Annotated in this window: 15 protein-coding genes; 14 read left to right on the forward strand and 1 reads right to left on the reverse strand. The window is 63.4% G+C overall.

Going from position 1 to position 19354, the window contains the following annotated elements; translation table 11 throughout:
• Nucleotides 1-10 precede the first annotated feature (10 nt).
• From ntrB to GJ698_RS18795, 11 genes are all read left to right on the forward strand, one after another.
• The gene (gene ntrB / locus GJ698_RS18745; RefSeq protein WP_154359380.1) at nucleotides 11-910 is read left to right on the forward strand and encodes a nitrate ABC transporter permease; all 900 of its coding nucleotides are present in this window, start codon (nucleotides 11-13) and stop codon (nucleotides 908-910) included.
• Between the two features lie 11 nt (nucleotides 911-921).
• On the forward strand, nucleotides 922-1728 hold the full coding sequence (locus GJ698_RS18750; RefSeq protein WP_154359381.1) for an ABC transporter ATP-binding protein: 807 nt from the start codon (nucleotides 922-924) through the stop codon (nucleotides 1726-1728).
• A 395-nt stretch (nucleotides 1729-2123) separates the two neighbouring features.
• Complete coding sequence (locus tag GJ698_RS18755) at nucleotides 2124-3416, forward strand: MFS transporter (RefSeq protein WP_154359382.1); 1293 nt, start codon at nucleotides 2124-2126, stop codon at nucleotides 3414-3416.
• An 11-nt stretch (nucleotides 3417-3427) separates the two neighbouring features.
• Complete coding sequence (nirB, locus tag GJ698_RS18760; RefSeq protein WP_154359383.1) at nucleotides 3428-5965, forward strand: nitrite reductase large subunit NirB; 2538 nt, start codon at nucleotides 3428-3430, stop codon at nucleotides 5963-5965.
• 10 nt (nucleotides 5966-5975) lie between these two features.
• A complete protein-coding gene (gene nirD / locus GJ698_RS18765; RefSeq protein ID WP_154359453.1) occupies nucleotides 5976-6323 on the forward strand; it encodes a nitrite reductase small subunit NirD in 348 nt (115 codons plus the stop codon).
• A complete protein-coding gene (locus tag GJ698_RS18770) occupies nucleotides 6308-7534 on the forward strand; it encodes an NAD(P)/FAD-dependent oxidoreductase (RefSeq protein ID WP_154359452.1) in 1227 nt (408 codons plus the stop codon). Before nirD ends, GJ698_RS18770 begins: the two co-directional genes overlap by 16 nt.
• A 9-nt stretch (nucleotides 7535-7543) precedes the next feature.
• Nucleotides 7544-10267 (forward strand): nitrate reductase, encoded by a 2724-nt coding sequence (locus GJ698_RS18775; RefSeq protein ID WP_154359384.1) that lies wholly within the window; start codon nucleotides 7544-7546, stop codon nucleotides 10265-10267.
• A gap of 43 nt (nucleotides 10268-10310) precedes the next feature.
• Nucleotides 10311-11681, forward strand: a complete 1371-nt coding sequence (locus GJ698_RS18780) for a glutamine synthetase family protein (RefSeq protein WP_154359385.1) — start codon at nucleotides 10311-10313, stop codon at nucleotides 11679-11681.
• 54 nt (nucleotides 11682-11735) lie between these two features.
• Nucleotides 11736-12863, forward strand: coding sequence for an ABC transporter ATP-binding protein (locus GJ698_RS18785; RefSeq protein WP_154359386.1), 1128 nt, complete (start codon nucleotides 11736-11738; stop codon nucleotides 12861-12863).
• A 12-nt stretch (nucleotides 12864-12875) separates the two neighbouring features.
• A complete protein-coding gene (locus tag GJ698_RS18790; RefSeq protein WP_154359387.1) occupies nucleotides 12876-13781 on the forward strand; it encodes an ABC transporter permease subunit in 906 nt (301 codons plus the stop codon).
• Entirely contained in the window at nucleotides 13778-14602 is an 825-nt protein-coding gene (locus GJ698_RS18795) for an ABC transporter permease (RefSeq protein ID WP_154359388.1), read from the forward strand. The genes GJ698_RS18790 and GJ698_RS18795 overlap by 4 nt, the downstream gene beginning before the upstream one ends.
• Here GJ698_RS18795 and GJ698_RS18800 read toward each other — a convergent pair.
• On the reverse strand, nucleotides 14599-15729 hold the full coding sequence (locus GJ698_RS18800; protein ID WP_154359389.1) for an MFS transporter: 1131 nt from the start codon (nucleotides 15727-15729) through the stop codon (nucleotides 14599-14601). The genes GJ698_RS18795 and GJ698_RS18800 overlap by 4 nt on opposite strands.
• 80 nt (nucleotides 15730-15809) lie before the next feature.
• On the opposite strand from GJ698_RS18800, the gene GJ698_RS18805 reads away from it, so the two are divergent.
• Genes GJ698_RS18805 through GJ698_RS18815 form a run of 3 tightly spaced genes read left to right on the forward strand, consistent with a single transcriptional unit; the run spans nucleotide 15810 to nucleotide 19354 of the window.
• Nucleotides 15810-16562 (forward strand): gamma-glutamyl-gamma-aminobutyrate hydrolase family protein, encoded by a 753-nt coding sequence (locus tag GJ698_RS18805; RefSeq protein WP_154359390.1) that lies wholly within the window; start codon nucleotides 15810-15812, stop codon nucleotides 16560-16562.
• A 19-nt stretch (nucleotides 16563-16581) separates the two neighbouring features.
• A complete protein-coding gene (locus tag GJ698_RS18810; RefSeq protein WP_154359391.1) occupies nucleotides 16582-17952 on the forward strand; it encodes a glutamine synthetase family protein in 1371 nt (456 codons plus the stop codon).
• Between the two features lie 13 nt (nucleotides 17953-17965).
• Entirely contained in the window at nucleotides 17966-19354 is a 1389-nt protein-coding gene (locus GJ698_RS18815) for an aspartate aminotransferase family protein (RefSeq protein WP_154359392.1), read from the forward strand.

Here is a 19354-nt window from a genome sequence, read left to right on the forward strand (position 1 = left end):
GGAGGACGCCATGAACGCCTTGCTCGAACCCGATAGCGCGAAACCGGCGGCTGCGGCCATCGACGCTTCCGCTCCGACGCGCCGTCCACGCCGGCCGCTGGCCGCCAACGGCACGGCGCGTGCGCGCCAGCAGGTCTCCGCCACCGCCATGAAGATCGTCGCGCCGCTGGTGGGCGCCGCGCTGCTGGTGCTGGTGTGGCAGCTCATCACCGTCAACAACAGCTCCTTCCCGACGCCGATGGTCACGCTGGCGGAGGCGGTCAAGCTGTTCTCCGATCCGTTCTACCGCAACAGCCCGAACGACCAGGGCATCGGCTGGAATCTGCTGGCGTCCTTGCAGCGCGTAGGCATGGGCTTCGGCATGGCGGCGCTGGTCGGCATTCCGCTGGGCTTCGTGATCGGCCGCGTCAAGTTCGTCAACAACATGTTCGGACCGATCATCAGTTTGCTGAAACCAGTGTCGCCGCTGGCGTGGCTGCCGATTGGACTGCTGGTGTTCAAGTCCGCCAATCCGGCTGCGATCTGGTCGATCTTCATCTGCTCGATCTGGCCGATGATCATCAACACCGCCGTTGGCGTGCAGCGCGTGCCGCAGGATTACATGAACGTGGCGCGCGTGCTGAATCTGTCGGAGTGGAAGATCCTGACCAAGATCCTGCTGCCATCGGCGCTGCCTTACATCCTGACCGGCGTGCGCCTGTCGATCGGCACCGCATGGCTGGTGATCGTCGCGGCCGAGATGCTGACCGGCGGCGTGGGCATCGGCTTCTGGCTGTGGGACGAGTGGAACAACCTGAATGTCCCGCACATCATCATCGCGATTGTGTCGATAGGCCTGGTGGGGTTGCTGCTGGAGCAGGCGCTGATGGCGCTGGCCCGCGCCTTCACCTACGAACAAGTATCCAACTGAGGAACGCCATCATGGACGAATCCAAATTCATCGACATCGAAGGCGTGGAGATGGTCTTCCACACCAAGAAGGGTGTGTTCCACGCGCTGCGCGAAATCGACCTGACGGTGCGCAAGGGCGAATTCATCACGCTGATCGGCCACTCGGGTTGCGGCAAATCGACCTTGCTGAACCTGATCGCCGGCCTGCTGCAACCGAGCGACGGCGTGCTGTTGTGCGCCAACCGCGAAATCGCCGGACCATCGCCGGAGCGTTCGGTGGTGTTCCAGAACCACTCGCTGCTGCCGTGGCTGACCTGCTACGAAAACATTCACCTCGGCGTGGAGCGCGTGTTCGGCAAGACGGAATCGAAGGCGCAGCTGCGGGAGCGCACCATGGCCGCGCTGGCGCTGGTGGGCCTGACGCCGGCAGAGACCAAGCGTCCGCACGAAATTTCGGGCGGCATGAAGCAGCGCGTCGGCATCGCCCGCGCGCTGGCGATGGAGCCGAAAGTACTGCTGATGGATGAACCCTTCGGCGCGCTCGATGCGCTGACGCGCGCGCACTTGCAGGACGAGCTGCTGAAGATCGTCGCCGCCACCAAATCCACCGTGGTGATGGTGACGCACGACGTGGACGAAGCGGTGCTGCTGTCCGACCGCATCGTGATGATGACCAACGGCCCGGCCGCCACCATCGGCGAAATCGTCGAGGTGCAGCTGGACCGCCCGCGCGACCGCGTGGCGCTGGCAGCGGATGCCAAGTACATGGCATACCGCACGGCGGTGCTGGAATTCCTGTACCGCAAACAGGCGCATCCCGCGAAGGAAGCCGCCTGATAAAACCGGGGTCAGTTCTGCCAATCGCACACAAGCCCTACCGTAGCGACCTGCTACGGTAGGGCTTGTGTGCGATTGGCAGAACTGACCCCGGATATGCTTCAGAGCGAACTGTGCATCATAAGCGTGCAAACGTGCACCGCAACATCGCACCGCACCAACGTGTCATTCCGCCATCACACCGCGTTTTTACGTCGTTTCCCTCTGTAGCCGCGCGTTTGAGAGCTTGGCACGGCTCTTGCACTACAAAGGCAAGAGGTCAACGGCGATCTCCCTGAAGTACATGAATACATAGCTGGTCCAAAGACGGACTGGCAGGACAACGGCGTCCGCCCAACCCGGTCTTTGAGGCCCGGTTGCGCGGACGCCTTTTTGTTTTCTGAACGGGATAAACAATGGCCAGCAAAGCTACCAGCATCAAGCTCTTTTCGATTTCAACGCCACAGATGCGGGCGTTCCATTTGACCTGGATGGCGTTCTTCGTCTGCTTCTTCGCATGGTTCGCCTGCGCGCCGCTGATGCCGGTGATTAAAGGCGAATTCGGACTGACCGTCGCGCAGATCGCCAACATCAATATCGCAGCCGTCGCCGTCACCATTCTCGTGCGGCTGGTGGTCGGCCCGCTGTGCGACCATTTCGGCCCGCGCAAAGCCTATACCGGCCTGCTGCTGCTGGGCTCCATTCCAGTGATCGGCGTCGCCTTCGCGCAGAGCTACGAGAGCTTTCTGTTCTTCCGCCTCGCCATCGGTGCGGCCGGCGCCAGCTTCGTCATCACGCAGTACCACACGTCGGTGATGTTCGCGCCGAAGGTGGTGGGCACCGCCAACGCGGCCGCCGCAGGCTGGGGCAATGCCGGTGGCGGCGTCGCGCAAGCCGCCATGCCGCTGCTGATGACCGCCATGGTGATGCTGGGTGTGAGCGAGGGCTTCGGCTGGCGCGCCGCGCTGCTCGTGCCGGGCGTTCTGATGATCGTCATGGCCTTTGTCTACTACCGCTACACGCAGGATTGCCCGCAGGGGAACTTCAGCGAGCTGCGCGCCGCCGGCATTACGATTGAAGGTGGAAAGAAAGGTGGCTGGGATTCGTTCAAGCTGGCCGCCGCCAATTACCGCGTATGGCTGCTGTTCATCACCTACGGCGCCTGCTTCGGCATCGAGATCTTCATCCACAACATCGCTGCGGTCTACTACGTCGACCACTTCAAACTGACGCTGGCGCAGGCCGGCATGGCGGCGGGCAGCTTCGGCCTGCTGGCCTTGTTCGCCCGCGCGCTGGGTGGCTGGGTATCGGACAAATTCGCTGCTGGCGGCAACCTGAATAACCGCGTCACGCTGCTGTTCGTGCTGATGCTGGGCGAAGGCGCCGGCCTGCAGATGTTCGCCCACGCAGGCAATGCCATGCTGGCCATCGCTGCCATGCTGTTCTTCGGTTTGTTCACTCACATGGCTTGCGGCGCGACCTACGCCGTGGTGCCGTTCATCGACAAGCGCGCCTTGGGTGGCGTGGCCGGCATCATCGGCGCTGGCGGTAACGTCGGTGCTGTCGCTGCGGGCTTCCTGATGAAAGGCATGGGCGATGTGCAGCAGACACTGAGCATCCTCGGCATCCTGGTCGCCATCTCCGCGCTGTGCGCACTGGCTGCGCGCTTCAGCGGCAGCACCGTAGACAACGCAGTCGCTACCGCTTAAAGGAACAGACCATGAAAATTATCGTTATCGGCCACGGCATGGTGGGCCACAAATTCCTCGAAAGCCTGGCCAACAGCGGCGCCGCCAATCTGCAGGTGACGGTGCTGTGCGAAGAGCCGCGTCCCGCTTACGACCGCGTGCACCTGTCCGAATTCTTCTCCGGTAAAAAGGCGGAAGACCTGTCGCTGGTGAAGCCCGGCTTCTTCGATCGTGACGACATGGTGCTGCGCCTGAACACCCGCGCCACCGCCATCGACACGCAAGCGAAGAAGGTTACCATCGCTGACGGCAATGTGCTGGACTACGACAAGCTGGTGATCGCCACCGGTTCCTATCCATTCGTGCCGTCGCTGCCGGGCAAGGAGCGCAAGGATTGCTTCGTCTACCGCACCATCGAAGACCTGGAAGCGATGCTCGAATGCGGCAACCGTTCGAAGACCGGCGTAGTGATCGGCGGCGGCCTGCTGGGTCTCGAATGCGCCAAGGCGCTGCGCGACATGAAGCTGGAAACCCACGTGGTGGAGTTCTCGCCGCGCCTGATGGCGGTGCAGGTGGATGATGGCGGCGGCCGTGTGCTGCGCCGTAAAATCGAAGAGCTGGGCGTCACCGTCCACACCGGGAAGAACACCACCGCCATCGTCGACGGCGTCGATGGCAAGGAAGGTGCACGACAGCGCCTGGAGTTCGCCGACGGCGGCCACCTGGACGCGGACATGATCGTGTTCTCGGCCGGCATCCGTCCACGCGACATGCTGGCGCGCGAAGCCGGCCTGACCATCGGCCCGCGCGGCGGCATCGAGATCAATAACAACTGCGTGACCTCCGATCCGGACGTCTACGCCATCGGCGAATGCGCGCTGTGGGGCGGCTTGATCTTCGGCCTGGTGGCGCCGGGCTATGAAATGGCGCGTGTCGCCGTCAAGCACATGCTGGGCGAAGCGGCGGAATTCTCCGGCGCCGACATGAGCACCAAGCTGAAACTGATGGGCGTGGACGTGGCTTCCATCGGCGACCCGCACGGCAAGGCCGAGGGCAGCCACTCCTACCAGTTCATCGACGAACGCAAGCAGATCTACAAGAAGATCGTGGTGTCCGACTGCGGCAAGTACCTGCTGGGCGGCGTGATGGTGGGCGACGCCAGCGAATACGGCACGCTGCTGCAAATGATGCTGAACAAAATCGAGTTGCCGGAATCGCCTGAATTCCTGATCCTGCCGCAGTCCGACGGCGCGGCCAAGCCGGCGCTGGGCGTGGATGCGCTGCCGGACACCGCGCAGATCTGCTCCTGCAACGACATCTCCAAAGGCGCGTTGTGCGCCGCTGTGGCGAATGGCGCCACCACTGTCGCGGCGTTGAAAAGCTGCACCGGCGCCGGCACCGCATGCGGCGGCTGCGTGCCGCTGGTCACGCAAGTGATGAAAGCCGAGATGAAGAAGCAGGGCATGGAAGTGAACAACCATGTCTGCGAACATTTCGCCTACTCGCGCCAGGAGCTGTTCCACCTGATCAAAGTTGGCCAGCTCAAAACCTTCAACGACCTGCTGCACAAGCACGGCAAGGGCCTGGGTTGCGATGTCTGCAAGCCGCTGGCGGCCAGCATCCTGGCCACCGTCTACAACGACTTCGTGCTGAAGAAGGAGCACGCCAGTCTGCAGGACACGAACGACTACTTCCTCGGCAATATCCAGAAGGACGGCACCTACTCGGTCGTGCCGCGCATGCCGGCCGGCGAAGTGACGGCCGATGGCCTGATCGCTGTCGGCATGGTGGCCAAGAAGTACGGCCTGTACACCAAGATCACCGGCGGCGCGCGCGTTGACCTGTTTGGCGCACGCGTCGAGCAGTTGCCGCTGATCTGGGAAGAGTTGATCGCCGCCGGCTTCGAGTCCGGCCACGCTTACGGCAAGTCGCTGCGCACGGTGAAATCCTGCGTCGGCTCGACCTGGTGCCGCTACGGTGTCGATGATTCCATCGGCCTGGCGATTGAACTGGAAAACCGCTACAAGGGCCTGCGCACGCCGCACAAGATCAAGTTCGGCGTCTCCGGCTGTACCCGCGAGTGCGCGGAAGCACAGGGCAAGGACGTGGGCATCATCGCCACCGAAAAAGGCTGGAACCTCTACGTAGCCGGCAACGGCGGCATGAAGCCGCGCCACGCCGAGCTGCTGGCGACGGAGCTGGACAAGGCAACGCTGATCAAGTACATCGACCGCTTCCTGATGTTTTACAGCCGTACCGGCGATCGCCTGCAACGCACCAGCACCTGGCGCGAAAACCTGGAAGGCGGCCTGGATTACCTGAAGCAGGTGGTGGTGCAGGACAAGCTGGGCATCGGCGCCGAGCTGGAAGCGGATATGCAGCACGTCGTCAACACCTATGCCTGCGAGTGGAAGGAGGCTGTCGAGAATCCTGAAACGCGCAAGCGCTTCCGCCACTTCGTCAACAGCGACAAGGGTGACGAGAACGTGCTGTTCATGCAGGAGCGCGGCCAGATTCGTCCGGCCACCGTGGAAGAGCGCAAGCGCGTGATCCCTATCGCAGTCGTTTGAGGAGAAGATGATGCATCGCGATATTCAAACTGCTCACTGGATCGCCGTCTGCGACCTGGCTGACATCGTTCCCAACACCGGTGTGTGCGCGCTGCTGAATGACGCGCAGGTAGCCGTGTTCCACGTTGACGACGGCAGCGCGCGCGTGTTCGCCATCGATAACTACGATCCGAATTCCGACGCATCGGTGCTGTCGCGCGGCCTGGTTGGTTCGCTGGGCGAACGCATCGTCGTCGCCTCGCCGATCTACAAGCAGCACTTCGACCTGCAAACCGGCGAGTGTCTGGAAGCGCCGGAGCATTCGGTCGGCACGTACCCCGCCCGCATCGACGGCGGCAAAGTCTGGGTCGGCCTGTGAAACCCGCGCTGGTCGTCATTGGCAACGGTATGGCCGGCATGCGTACGGTGGAAGAACTGTACAAGCTGGCGCCGGACATGTACGACATCACCGTGTTCGGCGCCGAGCCGCACGGTAACTACAACCGCATCCTGCTGTCGCCGGTACTGGCGGGCGAAAAGAGCATGGAAGACATCATGCTCAACACGCGCGAGTGGTATGTGCAGCATGGGATCACGCTGCACGCTGGCGATCCGGTGGAACATATCGACCGCCGCAAGCGAATCGTGCGCGCAAAGTCAGGGCTGGAAGTGCGCTACGACCGTCTGCTGATTGCGACCGGTTCCAAGCCGTTTATCATTCCTGTGCCGGGCCATCAACTGAGTGGCGTGCTGGCGTTCCGCGACATTCAGGATGTGGAGCAGATGCTGGCCATGGCGCGCGATCATCACCACGCGGTGGTGATCGGCGGCGGCCTGCTGGGCCTGGAGGCGGCAAATGGCTTGCAGCGCCAGGGGATGTCCGTGACCGTGGTGCACGTGACCGATGCGCTGATGAATCAGCAGCTCGACAAGCCTGCCGCGCTGCTGCTGCAAAAAGCACTGGAAGCCAAGGGCCTCAAATTCATGATGGGTGCGCAGACCGAGGCGATCCTCGGCGACGACCGCGTGACCGGCGTGCGCTTCAAGGATGGCGTCGAGATCCCTGCGGATCTGGTGGTGATGACCGCTGGCGTGCGCCCGAATATCGAACTGGCCAAGTCGGCTGGCCTGCACTGCGAACGCGCCATCGTGGTGGACGATACGCTGCAAACCTACGATCCGCGCATTTACGCGGTGGGCGAGTGCGTGCAGCACCGCAGCGCCACGTTCGGCCTGGTGGCGCCGATCTGGGATCAGGCACGCGTCTGCGGCGCGCACCTGGCCGGCGCCGGCGTGCGCCGCTATGTGCAGCAAACCTCTCCAACGCGCTTGAAGGTCACCGGCGTCGACCTGTACTCGGTGGGCGACTTCATCGGCGGCGAGGGCAGCGAAGACCTGGTGCTGCGCGATGCGCGCCGTGGCGTCTACAAGCGGCTGGTGATCAGGAATGGCCGCGTCACCGGCGCCGTGTTGTATGGCGATGTGAAGGATGGTCCGTGGTACTTCGGCTTGATCCAGAACCGCACCGATATTTCGCCGATCCGGCAAACCCTGTTATTTGGCGAAGCGATGTCCGCGCGCGCCGCCTGAAGGAATATCTTGAACCTGTCCACCGACCATCTGGCTGTCCGTACCACCTGTGCCTACTGCGGCGTGGGCTGCGGCGTGCAGGCCACGCCACTGGCCGATGGCGCGATCGCCATCGCCGGCGACAAACTGCATCCGGCGAACAAGGGGCGCCTGTGCGTCAAAGGCTCCGCGCTGGGAGAAACCGTGGGACTGGAAGGCCGCTTGCTATACCCGCAGCTGCGCGAGGCCGATGGCTTGCGCCGCGTATCGTGGGAAGAAGCGCTCGACAAAGTCGCCACCGGCTGGCGCGCCATCATCGACGAACATGGCCCGGATGCGGTGGCGCTGTATGTTTCCGGCCAGTTGCTGACGGAGGACTACTACGTCGCCAATAAGCTGATGAAAGGCTACATCGGCAGCGCCAACATCGACACCAACTCGCGCCTGTGCATGTCGTCCGCTGTGGCGGGCTACAAGCGCGCATTTGGCGAAGATCTGGTGCCGGTCTGCTACGACGACCTGGAACTGGCCGACATGGTGGTGCTGGTCGGCTCCAATACCGCGTGGTGTCATCCTATCCTGTTCCAGCGCATTTTGAAGGCCAAGGAAGCGCGTCCGGAAATGAAGCTGGTGGTCGTCGATCCGCGCCGCACCGCCACCTGCGAACTGGCCGACCTGCACCTGCCGGTCAAAGCCGGCACTGACGTGTGGCTGTTCAATGGCTTGCTCAGCTACCTGTCGCGCATTGGCGCTGTCGATCCTGGCTTTATCGAGCAGCACACCAATGGTTTCGATGCCGCGCTGGGCGTCGCCAACGCTGACTGCGCCGATCCGGCCGTGGTGGCGAAAATCTGCCGTATCGAGTTGCCGGTGCTGCTGGAATTCTACGAACTGTTTGCCGCCACGCGCAAGACCATCACCGCGTATTCGATGGGCGTCAATCAGTCGTCGGCAGGCACCGACAAGGCCAACGCCATCATCAACTGCCACCTGATCGGCGGCCGCATCGGCCAGCCGGGCATGGGACCGTTCTCCATCACCGGCCAGCCGAACGCCATGGGCGGGCGCGAAGTGGGCGGCCTGGCCAATATGCTGGCCGCGCACATGGACCTGGAACGCGCCGAACACCGCGACGTGGTGCAGACCTTCTGGGACTCGCCGTCCATGGCCGACAAGGGCGGCCTGAAAGCAGTGGACCTGTTCCAGGCCATCGAAGAAGGCAAGGTCAAGTCGGTATGGGTCATTGCTACCAATCCAGTAGTCAGCCTGCCGGATGCGGACCAGGCGCGTCGCGCGCTGGACAAATGCGAACTGGTGATCTCGTCCGACATCATGCAGAACACCGACACCACCGCCTACGCCGACGTTCTGCTGCCGGCGCTCGGCTGGGGCGAGAAGGACGGCACGGTCACCAATTCCGAGCGCCGTATCTCGCGCCAGCGCGCCTTCCTGTCGGCGCCGGGAGAAGCGCTGCCGGACTGGAAGATCCTGTCGCTGTTCGCGCAGCGCATGGGCTATAGCGGTTTCGATTTCTGTGGCCAGCACGGCGTGTTTGACGAGCATGCGCGCCTGAGCGGCTTCCGCAACGCCGTCGGTGATGTGCCGCGCGCCTTCGATATGTCTGGCCTCGCTGGCCTCAAGCAGCGCGAATACGACGATCTGGAGCCCATCCAGTGGCCGGTACGCCGCGACGCGGCCGGCAAGTTGAGGGTGGAGGAGCGCCTGTTCGGCGACAACGTCTACGCCCATGCCGACGGCAAGGCACGCTTCATCGCCACCGCACCGCGCACGCCGCTGCATGCCGTCAGCGAAGACTATCCGCTGTCGCTCAACACCGGCCGCGTGCGCGACCAGTGGCACACCATGACGCGTACGGGAAAATCCGCCACGCTGGCCGACCACATCGCCGAATCCTTCGTCGACATGCATCCGCAGGACGCGCTGTTGAGCGGTGTGAAGGAAGGCGAACTGGCGCGCATCACGTCCGCATGGGGAGCGATGGTGGCGCGCGTGCAGCACGGCGGCGGCATCCCGCGCGGCAGCGTGTTCGTGCCGATCCACTGGAACGGCCAGAGCGCGTCCGACGCGCGCGTGGGCGCGGTGGTCAATCCGGTGGTCGATCCGGTATCCGGCGAGCCTGAATTCAAGCATACGCCGGTGCGCGTGGAGCAGTTCCGCGTCAACTGGCACGGCTTCATCCTGAGCCGCGACGAAGTGAACCTGGACCGCATCGCGCACTGGACCCGCATCCAGGGCCGCGCCTTCGCGCGCTACGAGCTGGCCGGCCGCAACACCATCAGCGACTACACCGGCTGGGCGCGCGAACTGCTCGGCGTGAAAGATCCGGATGCCGACTGGCTGGAATACGAGGACCGCACCGCCGGCGTGTACCGGGCCGTGCACGTGGTGGACGACCGCATCGCGCAGTGCATCTTCCTGTCGCCGCGGCAGGACATGCCGTCGCGCGCGTGGCTGGCCAGCCTGTTCGCCAAGGACCAGCTGAGTGAAGCCGACCGTGTCGGCCTGCTGATCGGCATGCCGGTGGAGAAGGGCGCGGACACCGGTCCCACCGTGTGCTCGTGTTTCGGCGTGGGCCGCAATACCATCTGCAACGCCATCGTCGAGAAAGACCTGAAGACGGTGCCGGAGGTGACGGCCTGCCTGAAGGCCGGCGGCAATTGCGGCTCCTGCGTCCCGGAGATCAAGAAGATACTGGTGCAAACACGCGTGGAAGCGGCAGAAGCAAGGTTGTGATTATGGTAAGCTAGACCTGTCGACGGCAAAATGGAGTGCGCACATGTCTATCCGTGAAAACTTCTCCGATGCTGATATGGACCAGTGGCTCAACGATAACCGGGTCACGGAAATCGAATGCCTGGTGCCCGACCTGACGGGCGTGGCGCGCGGGAAGATTCTGCCGCGCGCCAAATTCACGCGGGATCGCGGCATGCGTATTCCCGAGGCGGTGCTGGGCATGACCGTCACCGGCAACTACCCGACCGAGGACGCGGCCTACGACCGCGCCATCTCCAACACCGACCGCGACATGATCCTGCGCGCGGACCCCGGCAGCATCACGACCGTTCCCTGGGCACTCGATCCGACCGCGCAGGTGATCCACGACTGCTATTTCGCCGACGGCACGCTGGTGGATTTCGCGCCGCGCTCCGTGCTGCGCCGTGTGCTCAAGCTATATGCGGATCGCGGCTGGATGCCGGTGGTGGGTCCTGAGCTGGAGTTCTACCTCACCGAAAAGAATATCGATCCCGACCTGCCGCTGAAAGCGCCGATAGGCCGCAGCGGCCGTGCCGAGACCACGCGGCAGGTCTACAGTATCGACGCCGTCAACGAATTCGATCCGCTGTTCGAGGATATCTACGACTACTGCGCGTTGATGAATCTCGACGTGGACACGCTGATCCACGAAACCGGCGCTGGCCAGATGGGCCTCAACTTCCAGCACGGCGATGCGATGGCGCTGGCCGACAATGTGTTCTACTTCAAGCGCACCTTGAGGGAGGCGGCGCTCAAGCACGATATGTACGCCACCTTCATGGCCAAGCCGATGGCCGGCGAACCCGGATCGGCCATGCACGTGCACCAGAGCGTGAGCGATGCCGCGACCGGCCGCAATATCTTCAGCCAGGCGGACGGTTCGCCGTCGCCGCAGTTCCGCCACTATATCGGCGGTTTGCAGCGCTACACGCCGGCGGCGATGGCCATCCTGGCGCCGTATGTGAATTCCTATCGCCGCATCGTGCGCCACACCGCGGCGCCGATCAACGTCCAGTGGGGCATGGACAACCGCACGGTAGGCTTCCGCATTCCCATCTCCGGCGTCGAGCAGCGACGGGTGGAGAATCGCATTATCGGCGCCGACGCCAATCCTTACCTGGGCATTGCGGTGACGCTGGCCTGCGGCTATCTGGGCCTGGTCAACCAGCTGGAGCCAACGCCGATGTACAACGGCAGCGCCTATGACCATCTGTACGAGCTGCCGCAAGGGCTGCCGCAGGCGCTGACCCTGCTGCGGCAGGAGGACCGGCTGCGCGAAGTGCTGGGCGAGCGCTTCATCGACGTCTACACGGCCATCAAGGAACTGGAACACCAGGAGTTCATGACGGTCATCAGTCCATGGGAGCGGGAACACTTGTTGCTCCACGTTTGAGCACTGCCTTTATAATCACCGGTTTGGCAAATATTATTTTACTCTTTTAATAACATGACCATAGAGCGAGCTGCTGAACCTTTCCTCCTGATCCGGAATCTGGTTAAGGAATTCGATGGCGTCCGCGCCGTCAATGACGTATCGGTGGCGATCAACAAGGGCGAAATCTTCGCACTGCTGGGCAGCTCGGGCTGCGGCAAATCCACCCTGTTGCGCATGCTGGCCGGCTTTGAAACGCCGACCTCCGGCAGCATCACGCTCGCCGGCCAGGATATCGTCAGCGTGCCGCCATACCAGCGCCCGATCAACATGATGTTCCAGTCGTATGCGCTGTTCCCGCACCTGTCGGTGTGGGACAACATCGCCTTTGGCCTGCGCCGCGACGGCCTGCCGAAGGACGAAATCGCCGCGCGCGTGGAAAAGATGCTGGCGCTGGTGCAGCTGACCGAATACGCGAAGCGCAAGCCGCACCAGCTGTCCGGCGGCCAGCAGCAGCGCGTGGCGCTGGCGCGTTCGCTGGCCAAGCGTCCGCAGTTGCTGCTGCTGGACGAGCCGCTCGGCGCGTTGGACAAGAAGCTGCGCGAGCGCACCCAGATGGAACTGGTCAGCATCATCGAGGAAGTAGGCGTGACCTGTGTAATGGTCACCCACGACCAGGATGAAGCCATGAGCATGGCCACCCGCATCGCCGTCATGAGCGCCGGCCGCATCCTGCAGGTGGGCGCGCCGGACGAAATCTACGAAACGCCGAACTGCCGCTTCGTAGCCGACTTTATCGGCAGCGTCAACCTGTTCAACGGCAGCGTGTCGGTCGATGAACCGGACCACGTGATCATCGATACGCCCGAGGGCAGGCATTACGTCACCCACGGCATTACCGGCACCATGGGCATGCCGGTGTCGGTGGCGGTGCGTCCGGAGAAGATCGCCGTGCAGGCCGAGGCGCCGACGCTGGAACAGCGCGCCAAGGCCGAGGAGCATGGCTACAACTGCGTGCAGGGCACCATCACTGGCATTGCCTACTTCGGCAACGAGACCAGCTACCACATCACGCTGGACAGCGGCCTGGTGGTCAAGGTCTCGCGCACCAATGCGGCGCGCCATGACGAGTCGGCGCTCAAGCGCGACCAGCGCGTGTACGCCTGGTGGGACGGCGCCGACGTCGTCGTGCTGACCAGCTAAGGCGGGACCGGCATGAACTTCCTCAAGAACCTGATCAAGCATCCGGGGCGCGCCGCGGTCATCGCGGTGCCGTCCCTGTGGCTGACGTTCGCCTTCCTGATTCCGTTCCTGATCGTGCTGCGCCTGAGCTTTGCCGACCTGGATAGCGGCGACGGCGGTCCGTTCGGCTCCCTGCTGACGCTGGCCGACGGCGTGCTGACGCTAAAGGTGAAGGTCGCCAACTACCTGTTCATCGCGCAGGACGAGCTGTATGCGATCACCTATTTGAACTCGCTGAAGTTCGCGGCGATCACGGCGGCGCTGTGCCTCATCATCGGCTATCCGTTCGCCTACTTCATGGCGCGCGCCAAGCCGTCGCTGCGGCCGGTGCTGCTGATGCTGGTGATGATGCCGTTCTGGACCTCCTTCCTGCTGCGCATCTACGCGTGGAAGGGCATCCTGGCCAACAACGGCATCCTGAACAGCTTCCTCATGCATATCGGCGTCATCTCCGAGCCGCTGCACATGATGAACACGCAGTTCTCGCTGATCATCGGCATGGTGTACGCCTACCTGCCGTTCATGATCCTGCCGCTGTACGCCAACCTGGTGAAGATGGACGTGCGCTTCCTGGAGGCCGCCGCCGATCTGGGCGCGACGCCGTGGCAGACCTTCTGGCGCATCACGGTGCCGCTGTCGAAGTCCGGCATCATCGCCGGCACCATGCTGGTATTCATTCCGGCGGTTGGCGAGTACGTGATTCCGGAGCTGCTGGGCGGCCCGGAAACGCTGATGATCGGCCGCCAGCTATGGGACGAATTCTTCACCAATAACGATTGGCCGCTGGCGTCCTCGGTGACGGTGGTGGTGATCCTGCTGATCCTCGTGCCGATGGCGATCTTCAATAAATACAAGGCGGACCAGGAGGCACGCAAATGACCCAGTTCCTGCATCGTTGGTTCGGGCGCGGCTGGCTGTCGCTGGGCTATCTGTTCCTCTACATTCCTATCGTGGTGCTGGTGGTGTTCTCGTTTAACAGCTCGCGCCAGGACATGGTGTGGAGCGGCTTCTCGCTGCAATGGTATGCGGCGCTGCTGAACGACCAGGAGATCATCAGCGGTTTCGGGCTGTCGCTGCGCATCGCGCTGCTGACGGCTTGCGGCTCGGTGGTGCTCGGGACGTTCGCGGCCTTTGTGCTGGACCGCTATCAACGCTTCAAGGGCCGCACGCTGTTCACCGGCATGGTGAGCGCGCCGCTGGTGATGCCGGAGGTGATCATCGGCCTGTCGCTGCTGCTGATGCTGGTGTCGGTGCAGAAGATGTTCGGCTTTCCGGAGCGCGGTCTCGTCACGATCTGGCTGGGCCACACCTTGCTGGGCATGGCCTATGCGACGGTGGTGATCCAGTCGCGTCTGCAGGAGATGAACAAATCGCTGGAAGAAGCGGCGATGGATCTGGGCTGCCGTCCGTTCCAGGTGTTCTTCCTGGTGACGCTGCCGAACATCAAGCAGGCGCTGGGTTCCGCGTGGCTGCTGACGTTTACGCTGTCGCTGGATGACGTTGTGCTGTCGGCATTTCTGTCCGGCCCCGGCTCGTCGACCATGCCGATCGTGATCTTCTCGCGCGCGCGCCTGGGCCTGGACCCGCGCGTGAACGCGGTGGCGGCGCTGACCATCCTGGTGGTGTCGATCGGCGTGATCGCTTCCAGCCTGTACATCGCCCGCAACGAACGCCTGCGCCTGAAGCAGATCAAAGGCTAGTTCCTGTCCCATGCGGCGCTGGCGATGAAGATCGCCGCGCCACACCACAAAACGGCGGGCAGCGCATTGATGCCCGCCGTTTGCATCAAGACTCCCGTCACCAAAGGTCCGCCGGCGCTGGTAATGCCCCAGCTGGCGTTGACCACCGCGCTGGCCGCCACCAGCGACTGGCCTTCGAACCGCTCGCCGCAGGCCACCAGCGACAGCATGTAGATCGCGCCGGCCACCGCGCCCAAGGCCAGCAGCAGCGTCCACCACAGCCACGGCGTGCCCGCAGCGAAAGGCAGCACCGGCAGCAGCACGCAACAGGCGATGCCGCAGCCGATATGCACCTTGCGCCGGCCGACGTAATCCGCCAGCCAGCCGAAAGCGAATTGCAGCGCCGTGTCGCCGACCAGCACCACGGTGGCCGACAACACCGCCAGTTCGGTCGCTATGCCGTGGCGCATGGCGTACACCGGCAGCAGGCTGAGCGCCACTGTATCGAACATGGCGAAGAAGGCGGCGCCGATGGCGATCATCCACATGCGCGGCAGGATGCGCTGCCAGGCGACCGGCGGTTCATCTTCATGGCCGTGCGCACCGCCGCTGATCAGCAGCATGCCGGGCAGCGCGAGCAGGAACAGCGCGCCGCAGCAGGCGAACGGCAGGGCGACCTTGCCGGCCAGCGCCGCCACCAGCGCGGGGCCGATCAGCTGGAACAGCGTGAAAGCGGTGGTATAGATTGCCACCACGCGGCCGCGCGAATTGGTTGGCGCCAGGTTGTTCACCCACGCTTCGCCAATCGTGAACAGCACGCCCATGCAGGCGCCGAACACGAGGCGCAGCACGCCCCAGGCCAGCAGGTTGTCGGTGGTTTCCATCAGCGCGGTGGACAGCGCGGCCGCCAGAATCGCGCCGATCATGCAGCCGCGCGGGCCATGGCCGGCCACCCAGCGCGAGACAAACGGTGCAGCGGCCAAAATGCCGAAGGCGCTGACGGCTGTGATAACCCCAATAATGTCTGTTCCCACGCCGCGCTGATCGAGCGTCAGGGCGGTCAGCGGAATGGTGGCGCCCAGCCCAAGGCCGACGACGCCGATACTGGCAACTAATGCGATGAAATCGCGCCATGGCATGTTCTTCATGCGCGAACTCCTGATTTGATTTCGCCATCTTACCAAAAAAGGCATATCATTTAATTAAATCCAAATAGATGAAAGCTTCTATGCGTAGCCCAATCGTTCTGGTTCCTGCGTGCGTCAATCAAATCGGCGCACACCTCAATCACACCGCACAGCTGAAGTACGTGGCGGCGGTGGCGGACGGCGCGCGCTGTACGCCGCTGATCGTGCCGGCGCTCGGCGCGGCCACCGACTTCGAAGCGCTGCTCGCCGTGGCCGACGGCGTCATGCTGACCGGTTCCCATTCCAATGTCCACGCCAGCCTGTATGGCGAGGAAGTGCGCGATCCATCGCTGCCGCAGGATGCGGCGCGCGACGCCACCACGCTGCCGCTGATCCGAGCCGTGATCAAGCGCGGCATACCGCTGCTGGCGATCTGCCGCGGCTTCCAGGAAGTGAATGTGGCGCTGGGCGGCTCGCTGCATCAGGCGGTGCATGCGGTGCCCGGCATGGCCGATCACCGCGAGCATAAGGAAGACTCATTGGACCAGCAATACGCGCCTTCGCACCGCGTGCTGCTGGATCCCGGAGGGCGCATGGCACAGATGCTCGGCGGCGCCGCCGAAATCCAGGTCAACTCGCTGCACGGACAAGGCATCAACCAGCTGGCGCCCGGCCTCGCGATTGAAGCGCGCGCCGACGACGGCCTGGTGGAAGCCTACCGCGTGGCGGACGCCAAAGGATTCACGCTCGCGGTACAGTGGCATCCGGAGTGGCGCTTTTCCGAGAATCCGGATGCCGTCAAATTATTCAGAGCCTTTGGCGACGCCTGCCGCGCCTACAAGGCCAACCGATAAAAACCAATGAGAGAAGCACATGGCAATTCGCGAAAACTTTACCTACACCGATATGGACCTGTGGCTGAACGAGAAGCGCGTCACGGAAATTGAATGCCTGGTGCCCGACCTGACGGGCGTGGCGCGCGGGAAGATACTCCCGCGCGGTAAATTCACCCAGGAGCGCGGCATGCGCATCCCGGAAGCGGTGCTGGGCATGACCGTCACCGGCAACTATCCAACGGAGGATGCGGGCTACGACCGCGCCATCTCCAGCACCGACCGCGACATGATCCTGAAGGCCGATCCCACCACCATCACCATGGTGCCATGGGCCACCGACCCCACCGCGCAGGTGATCCACGACTGCTACTTCGCCGACGGCCGCCTGGTGGACTTCGCACCGCGCTCCGTGCTGCGCCGCGTGCTCAAGCTGTATGCGGATCGCGGCTGGAAGCCGGTGGTGGCGCCAGAACTGGAGTTTTACCTCACCGCCAAGAACATCGATCCGGACCTTCCATTGAAAGCGCCGGTGGGCCGCAGCGGCCGCGCCGAAACCAGTCGCCAGGTCTACAGCATCGATGCGGTGAACGAGTTCGATCCGCTGTTCGAAGACATCTACGATTACTGCGACATGATGGGGCTGGACGTCGACACGCTGATTCACGAAATCGGCGCCGGCCAGATGGAAATCAACTTCCTGCACGGCGAGCCGCTCGGTCTGGCGGACAAGGTGTTCTTCTTCAAGCGCACCTTGCGCGAGGCGGCGCTCAAGCACGATATGTACGCCACCTTCATGGCCAAGCCAATGGCCGGCGAGCCGGGATCTGCGATGCACGTGCACCAGAGCGTGGTGGACGCCGTCACCGGCAAGAACATCTTCAGCGCGGAGGACGGTTCGGCCTCGCCGCTGTTCAAGCACTACATCGGCGGCCTGCAGCACTACATGCCGTCGGCGATGGCGATCGTGGCGCCGTATGTGAATTCGTACCGCCGCATCGTGCGCCATACGGCGGCGCCGATCAACATCCAGTGGGGCATGGATAACCGCACGGTGGGCTTCCGCGTGCCGGAATCGGGCGTACAGGACCGCCGCGTCGAAAACCGCATCATCGGCGCCGACGCCAATCCGTATCTGGCGCTGGCGGTGACGCTGGCTTGCGGCTATCTCGGCATGGTCGATCAGCTGGACCCGACGCCCATGACCACCGACAGCGCCTATGACCTGAAAGTCGAACTGCCGCAAGGTTTGCCGGAAGCGCTGCAACTGCTGCGCCGCGAGGACCGTCTGCGCAGCGTGCTGGGCGAACGCTTCATCGACGTCTATGCCGCCATCAAGGATCTGGAACATCAGGAATTCATGACCGTCATCAGTCCGTGGGAGCGCGAGCACCTGCTGCTGCATGTTTAAGCGAGGAGACCTTATGAGCGACTACGATACCGCCGCCATCCAGAAGCTGGACGCTGCGCACTACATGCATCCCTTCACCGACCACAAGGCGCTAGGCGAAAAGGGCGCGCGCGTGATGGTGCGCGGCCAGGGCATTTATCTGTGGGATTCGGAAGGCAACAAGATCATCGACGGCATGTCCGGCCTCTGGTGCGTGAACGTGGGCTATGGCCGCACCAGCATTTCGGAGGCGGTGTACAAGCAGATGGAGACGCTGCCGTTCTATAACAGCTTCTTCAACACCACCAACGTGCCGGCGGTGCAGCTGGCAACCAAGCTGGCGCAGATTTCGCCGCCGCAGTTCAATCATGTGTACTTCACCGGTTCCGGCTCGGAAGGCAACGACACCAATGTGCGCATGGTACGGCGCTATTGGGACGTGTTGGGCTACAAGGATCGCCACACCATCATCAGCCGCCACAACGCCTATCACGGCAGCACCATGGCCGGCGCTTCGCTGGGCGGCATGGAGGGCATGCATGCGCAGGGCGGCTTGCCGATACCGGGCATCGTGCATATCGGCCAGCCGAACTATCTGGAATCCGGCAAGGGCATGACCGAAGAAGAATTCGGCATCGAGGCGGCGTCCTGGCTGGAGAGGAAAATCCTGGAAGTCGGGCCGGAAAAGGTGGCCGCGTTCATCGGCGAGCCGATACAGGGCGCGGGCGGCGTGATCATCCCGCCTGCCACGTATTGGCCGGAGATCCAGCGCATCTGCGACAAGTACGAGATTCTGCTGATCGCCGATGAAGTGATCTGCGGCTTCGGGCGGCTGGGGCGCTGGTTCGCGTCCGAGCTGTTCGGCATCAAGCCGGACCTGATCACCTTCGCCAAGGGCGTGACGTCGGGCTATGTGCCGCTGGGCGGCGTGCTGGTTGGCGACCGCGTGGCCAAGGTGCTGATCGAACAGGGCGGCGAGTTCAATCATGGCTTCACGTATTCCGGCCATCCGGTGGCGTGTGCGGCGGCGCTGGAAAATATCCGCATCATCGAAGACGAAAAACTGATCGAGCGCGTGGCCAATGAAACCGGGTCGTATCTGAAGCAGCGCTTTGCCGAGCTGGCGGAGCATCCGCTGGTTGGTTATGCGGACAGTTGCGGCTTTGTCGCCGGCCTGAATCTGGTGCGCAGCAAGGGCGCCACGGTGCACGACAACGTGGCGTTCGACGAATCGCTGGCGGTCGGCATGGTGTGCCGGGGCTATATGTTCAACAACGGGATGATCATGCGCGCCGTCGGCGACCGCATGATCATCGCGCCGCCGCTGGTGCTGACCACGGCGCAGATCGACGAGATGGTGGCGCTGATCCGTCATTGCCTCGACCTGACCTACGCCGATGTGAAGGAACGCGGCTGGCTTTAA

The sequence above is a fragment of the Duganella aquatilis genome (assembly GCF_009674565.1).
GTDB classification, from domain to species: domain Bacteria; phylum Pseudomonadota; class Gammaproteobacteria; order Burkholderiales; family Burkholderiaceae_D; genus Rugamonas; species Rugamonas aquatilis.

Excerpts from the sequence above, each read along its gene's own strand:
- ntrB (WP_154359380.1), top strand. The coding sequence starts at position 11 with ATGAACGCCTTGCTCGAACCCGATAGCGCGAAACCGGCGGCTGCGGCC.
- GJ698_RS18750 (WP_154359381.1), top strand. The coding sequence starts at position 922 with ATGGACGAATCCAAATTCATCGACATCGAAGGCGTGGAGATGGTCTTC.
- GJ698_RS18755 (WP_154359382.1), top strand. The coding sequence starts at position 2,124 with ATGGCCAGCAAAGCTACCAGCATCAAGCTCTTTTCGATTTCAACGCCA.
- nirB (WP_154359383.1), top strand. The coding sequence starts at position 3,428 with ATGAAAATTATCGTTATCGGCCACGGCATGGTGGGCCACAAATTCCTC.
- nirD (WP_154359453.1), top strand. The coding sequence starts at position 5,976 with ATGCATCGCGATATTCAAACTGCTCACTGGATCGCCGTCTGCGACCTG.
- GJ698_RS18780 (WP_154359385.1), top strand. The coding sequence starts at position 10,311 with ATGTCTATCCGTGAAAACTTCTCCGATGCTGATATGGACCAGTGGCTC.
- GJ698_RS18785 (WP_154359386.1), top strand. The coding sequence starts at position 11,736 with ATGACCATAGAGCGAGCTGCTGAACCTTTCCTCCTGATCCGGAATCTG.
- GJ698_RS18790 (WP_154359387.1), top strand. The coding sequence starts at position 12,876 with ATGAACTTCCTCAAGAACCTGATCAAGCATCCGGGGCGCGCCGCGGTC.
- GJ698_RS18795 (WP_154359388.1), top strand. The coding sequence starts at position 13,778 with ATGACCCAGTTCCTGCATCGTTGGTTCGGGCGCGGCTGGCTGTCGCTG.
- GJ698_RS18800 (WP_154359389.1), bottom strand. The coding sequence starts at position 15,729 with ATGAAGAACATGCCATGGCGCGATTTCATCGCATTAGTTGCCAGTATC.
- GJ698_RS18805 (WP_154359390.1), top strand. The coding sequence starts at position 15,810 with ATGCGTAGCCCAATCGTTCTGGTTCCTGCGTGCGTCAATCAAATCGGC.
- GJ698_RS18810 (WP_154359391.1), top strand. The coding sequence starts at position 16,582 with ATGGCAATTCGCGAAAACTTTACCTACACCGATATGGACCTGTGGCTG.
- GJ698_RS18815 (WP_154359392.1), top strand. The coding sequence starts at position 17,966 with ATGAGCGACTACGATACCGCCGCCATCCAGAAGCTGGACGCTGCGCAC.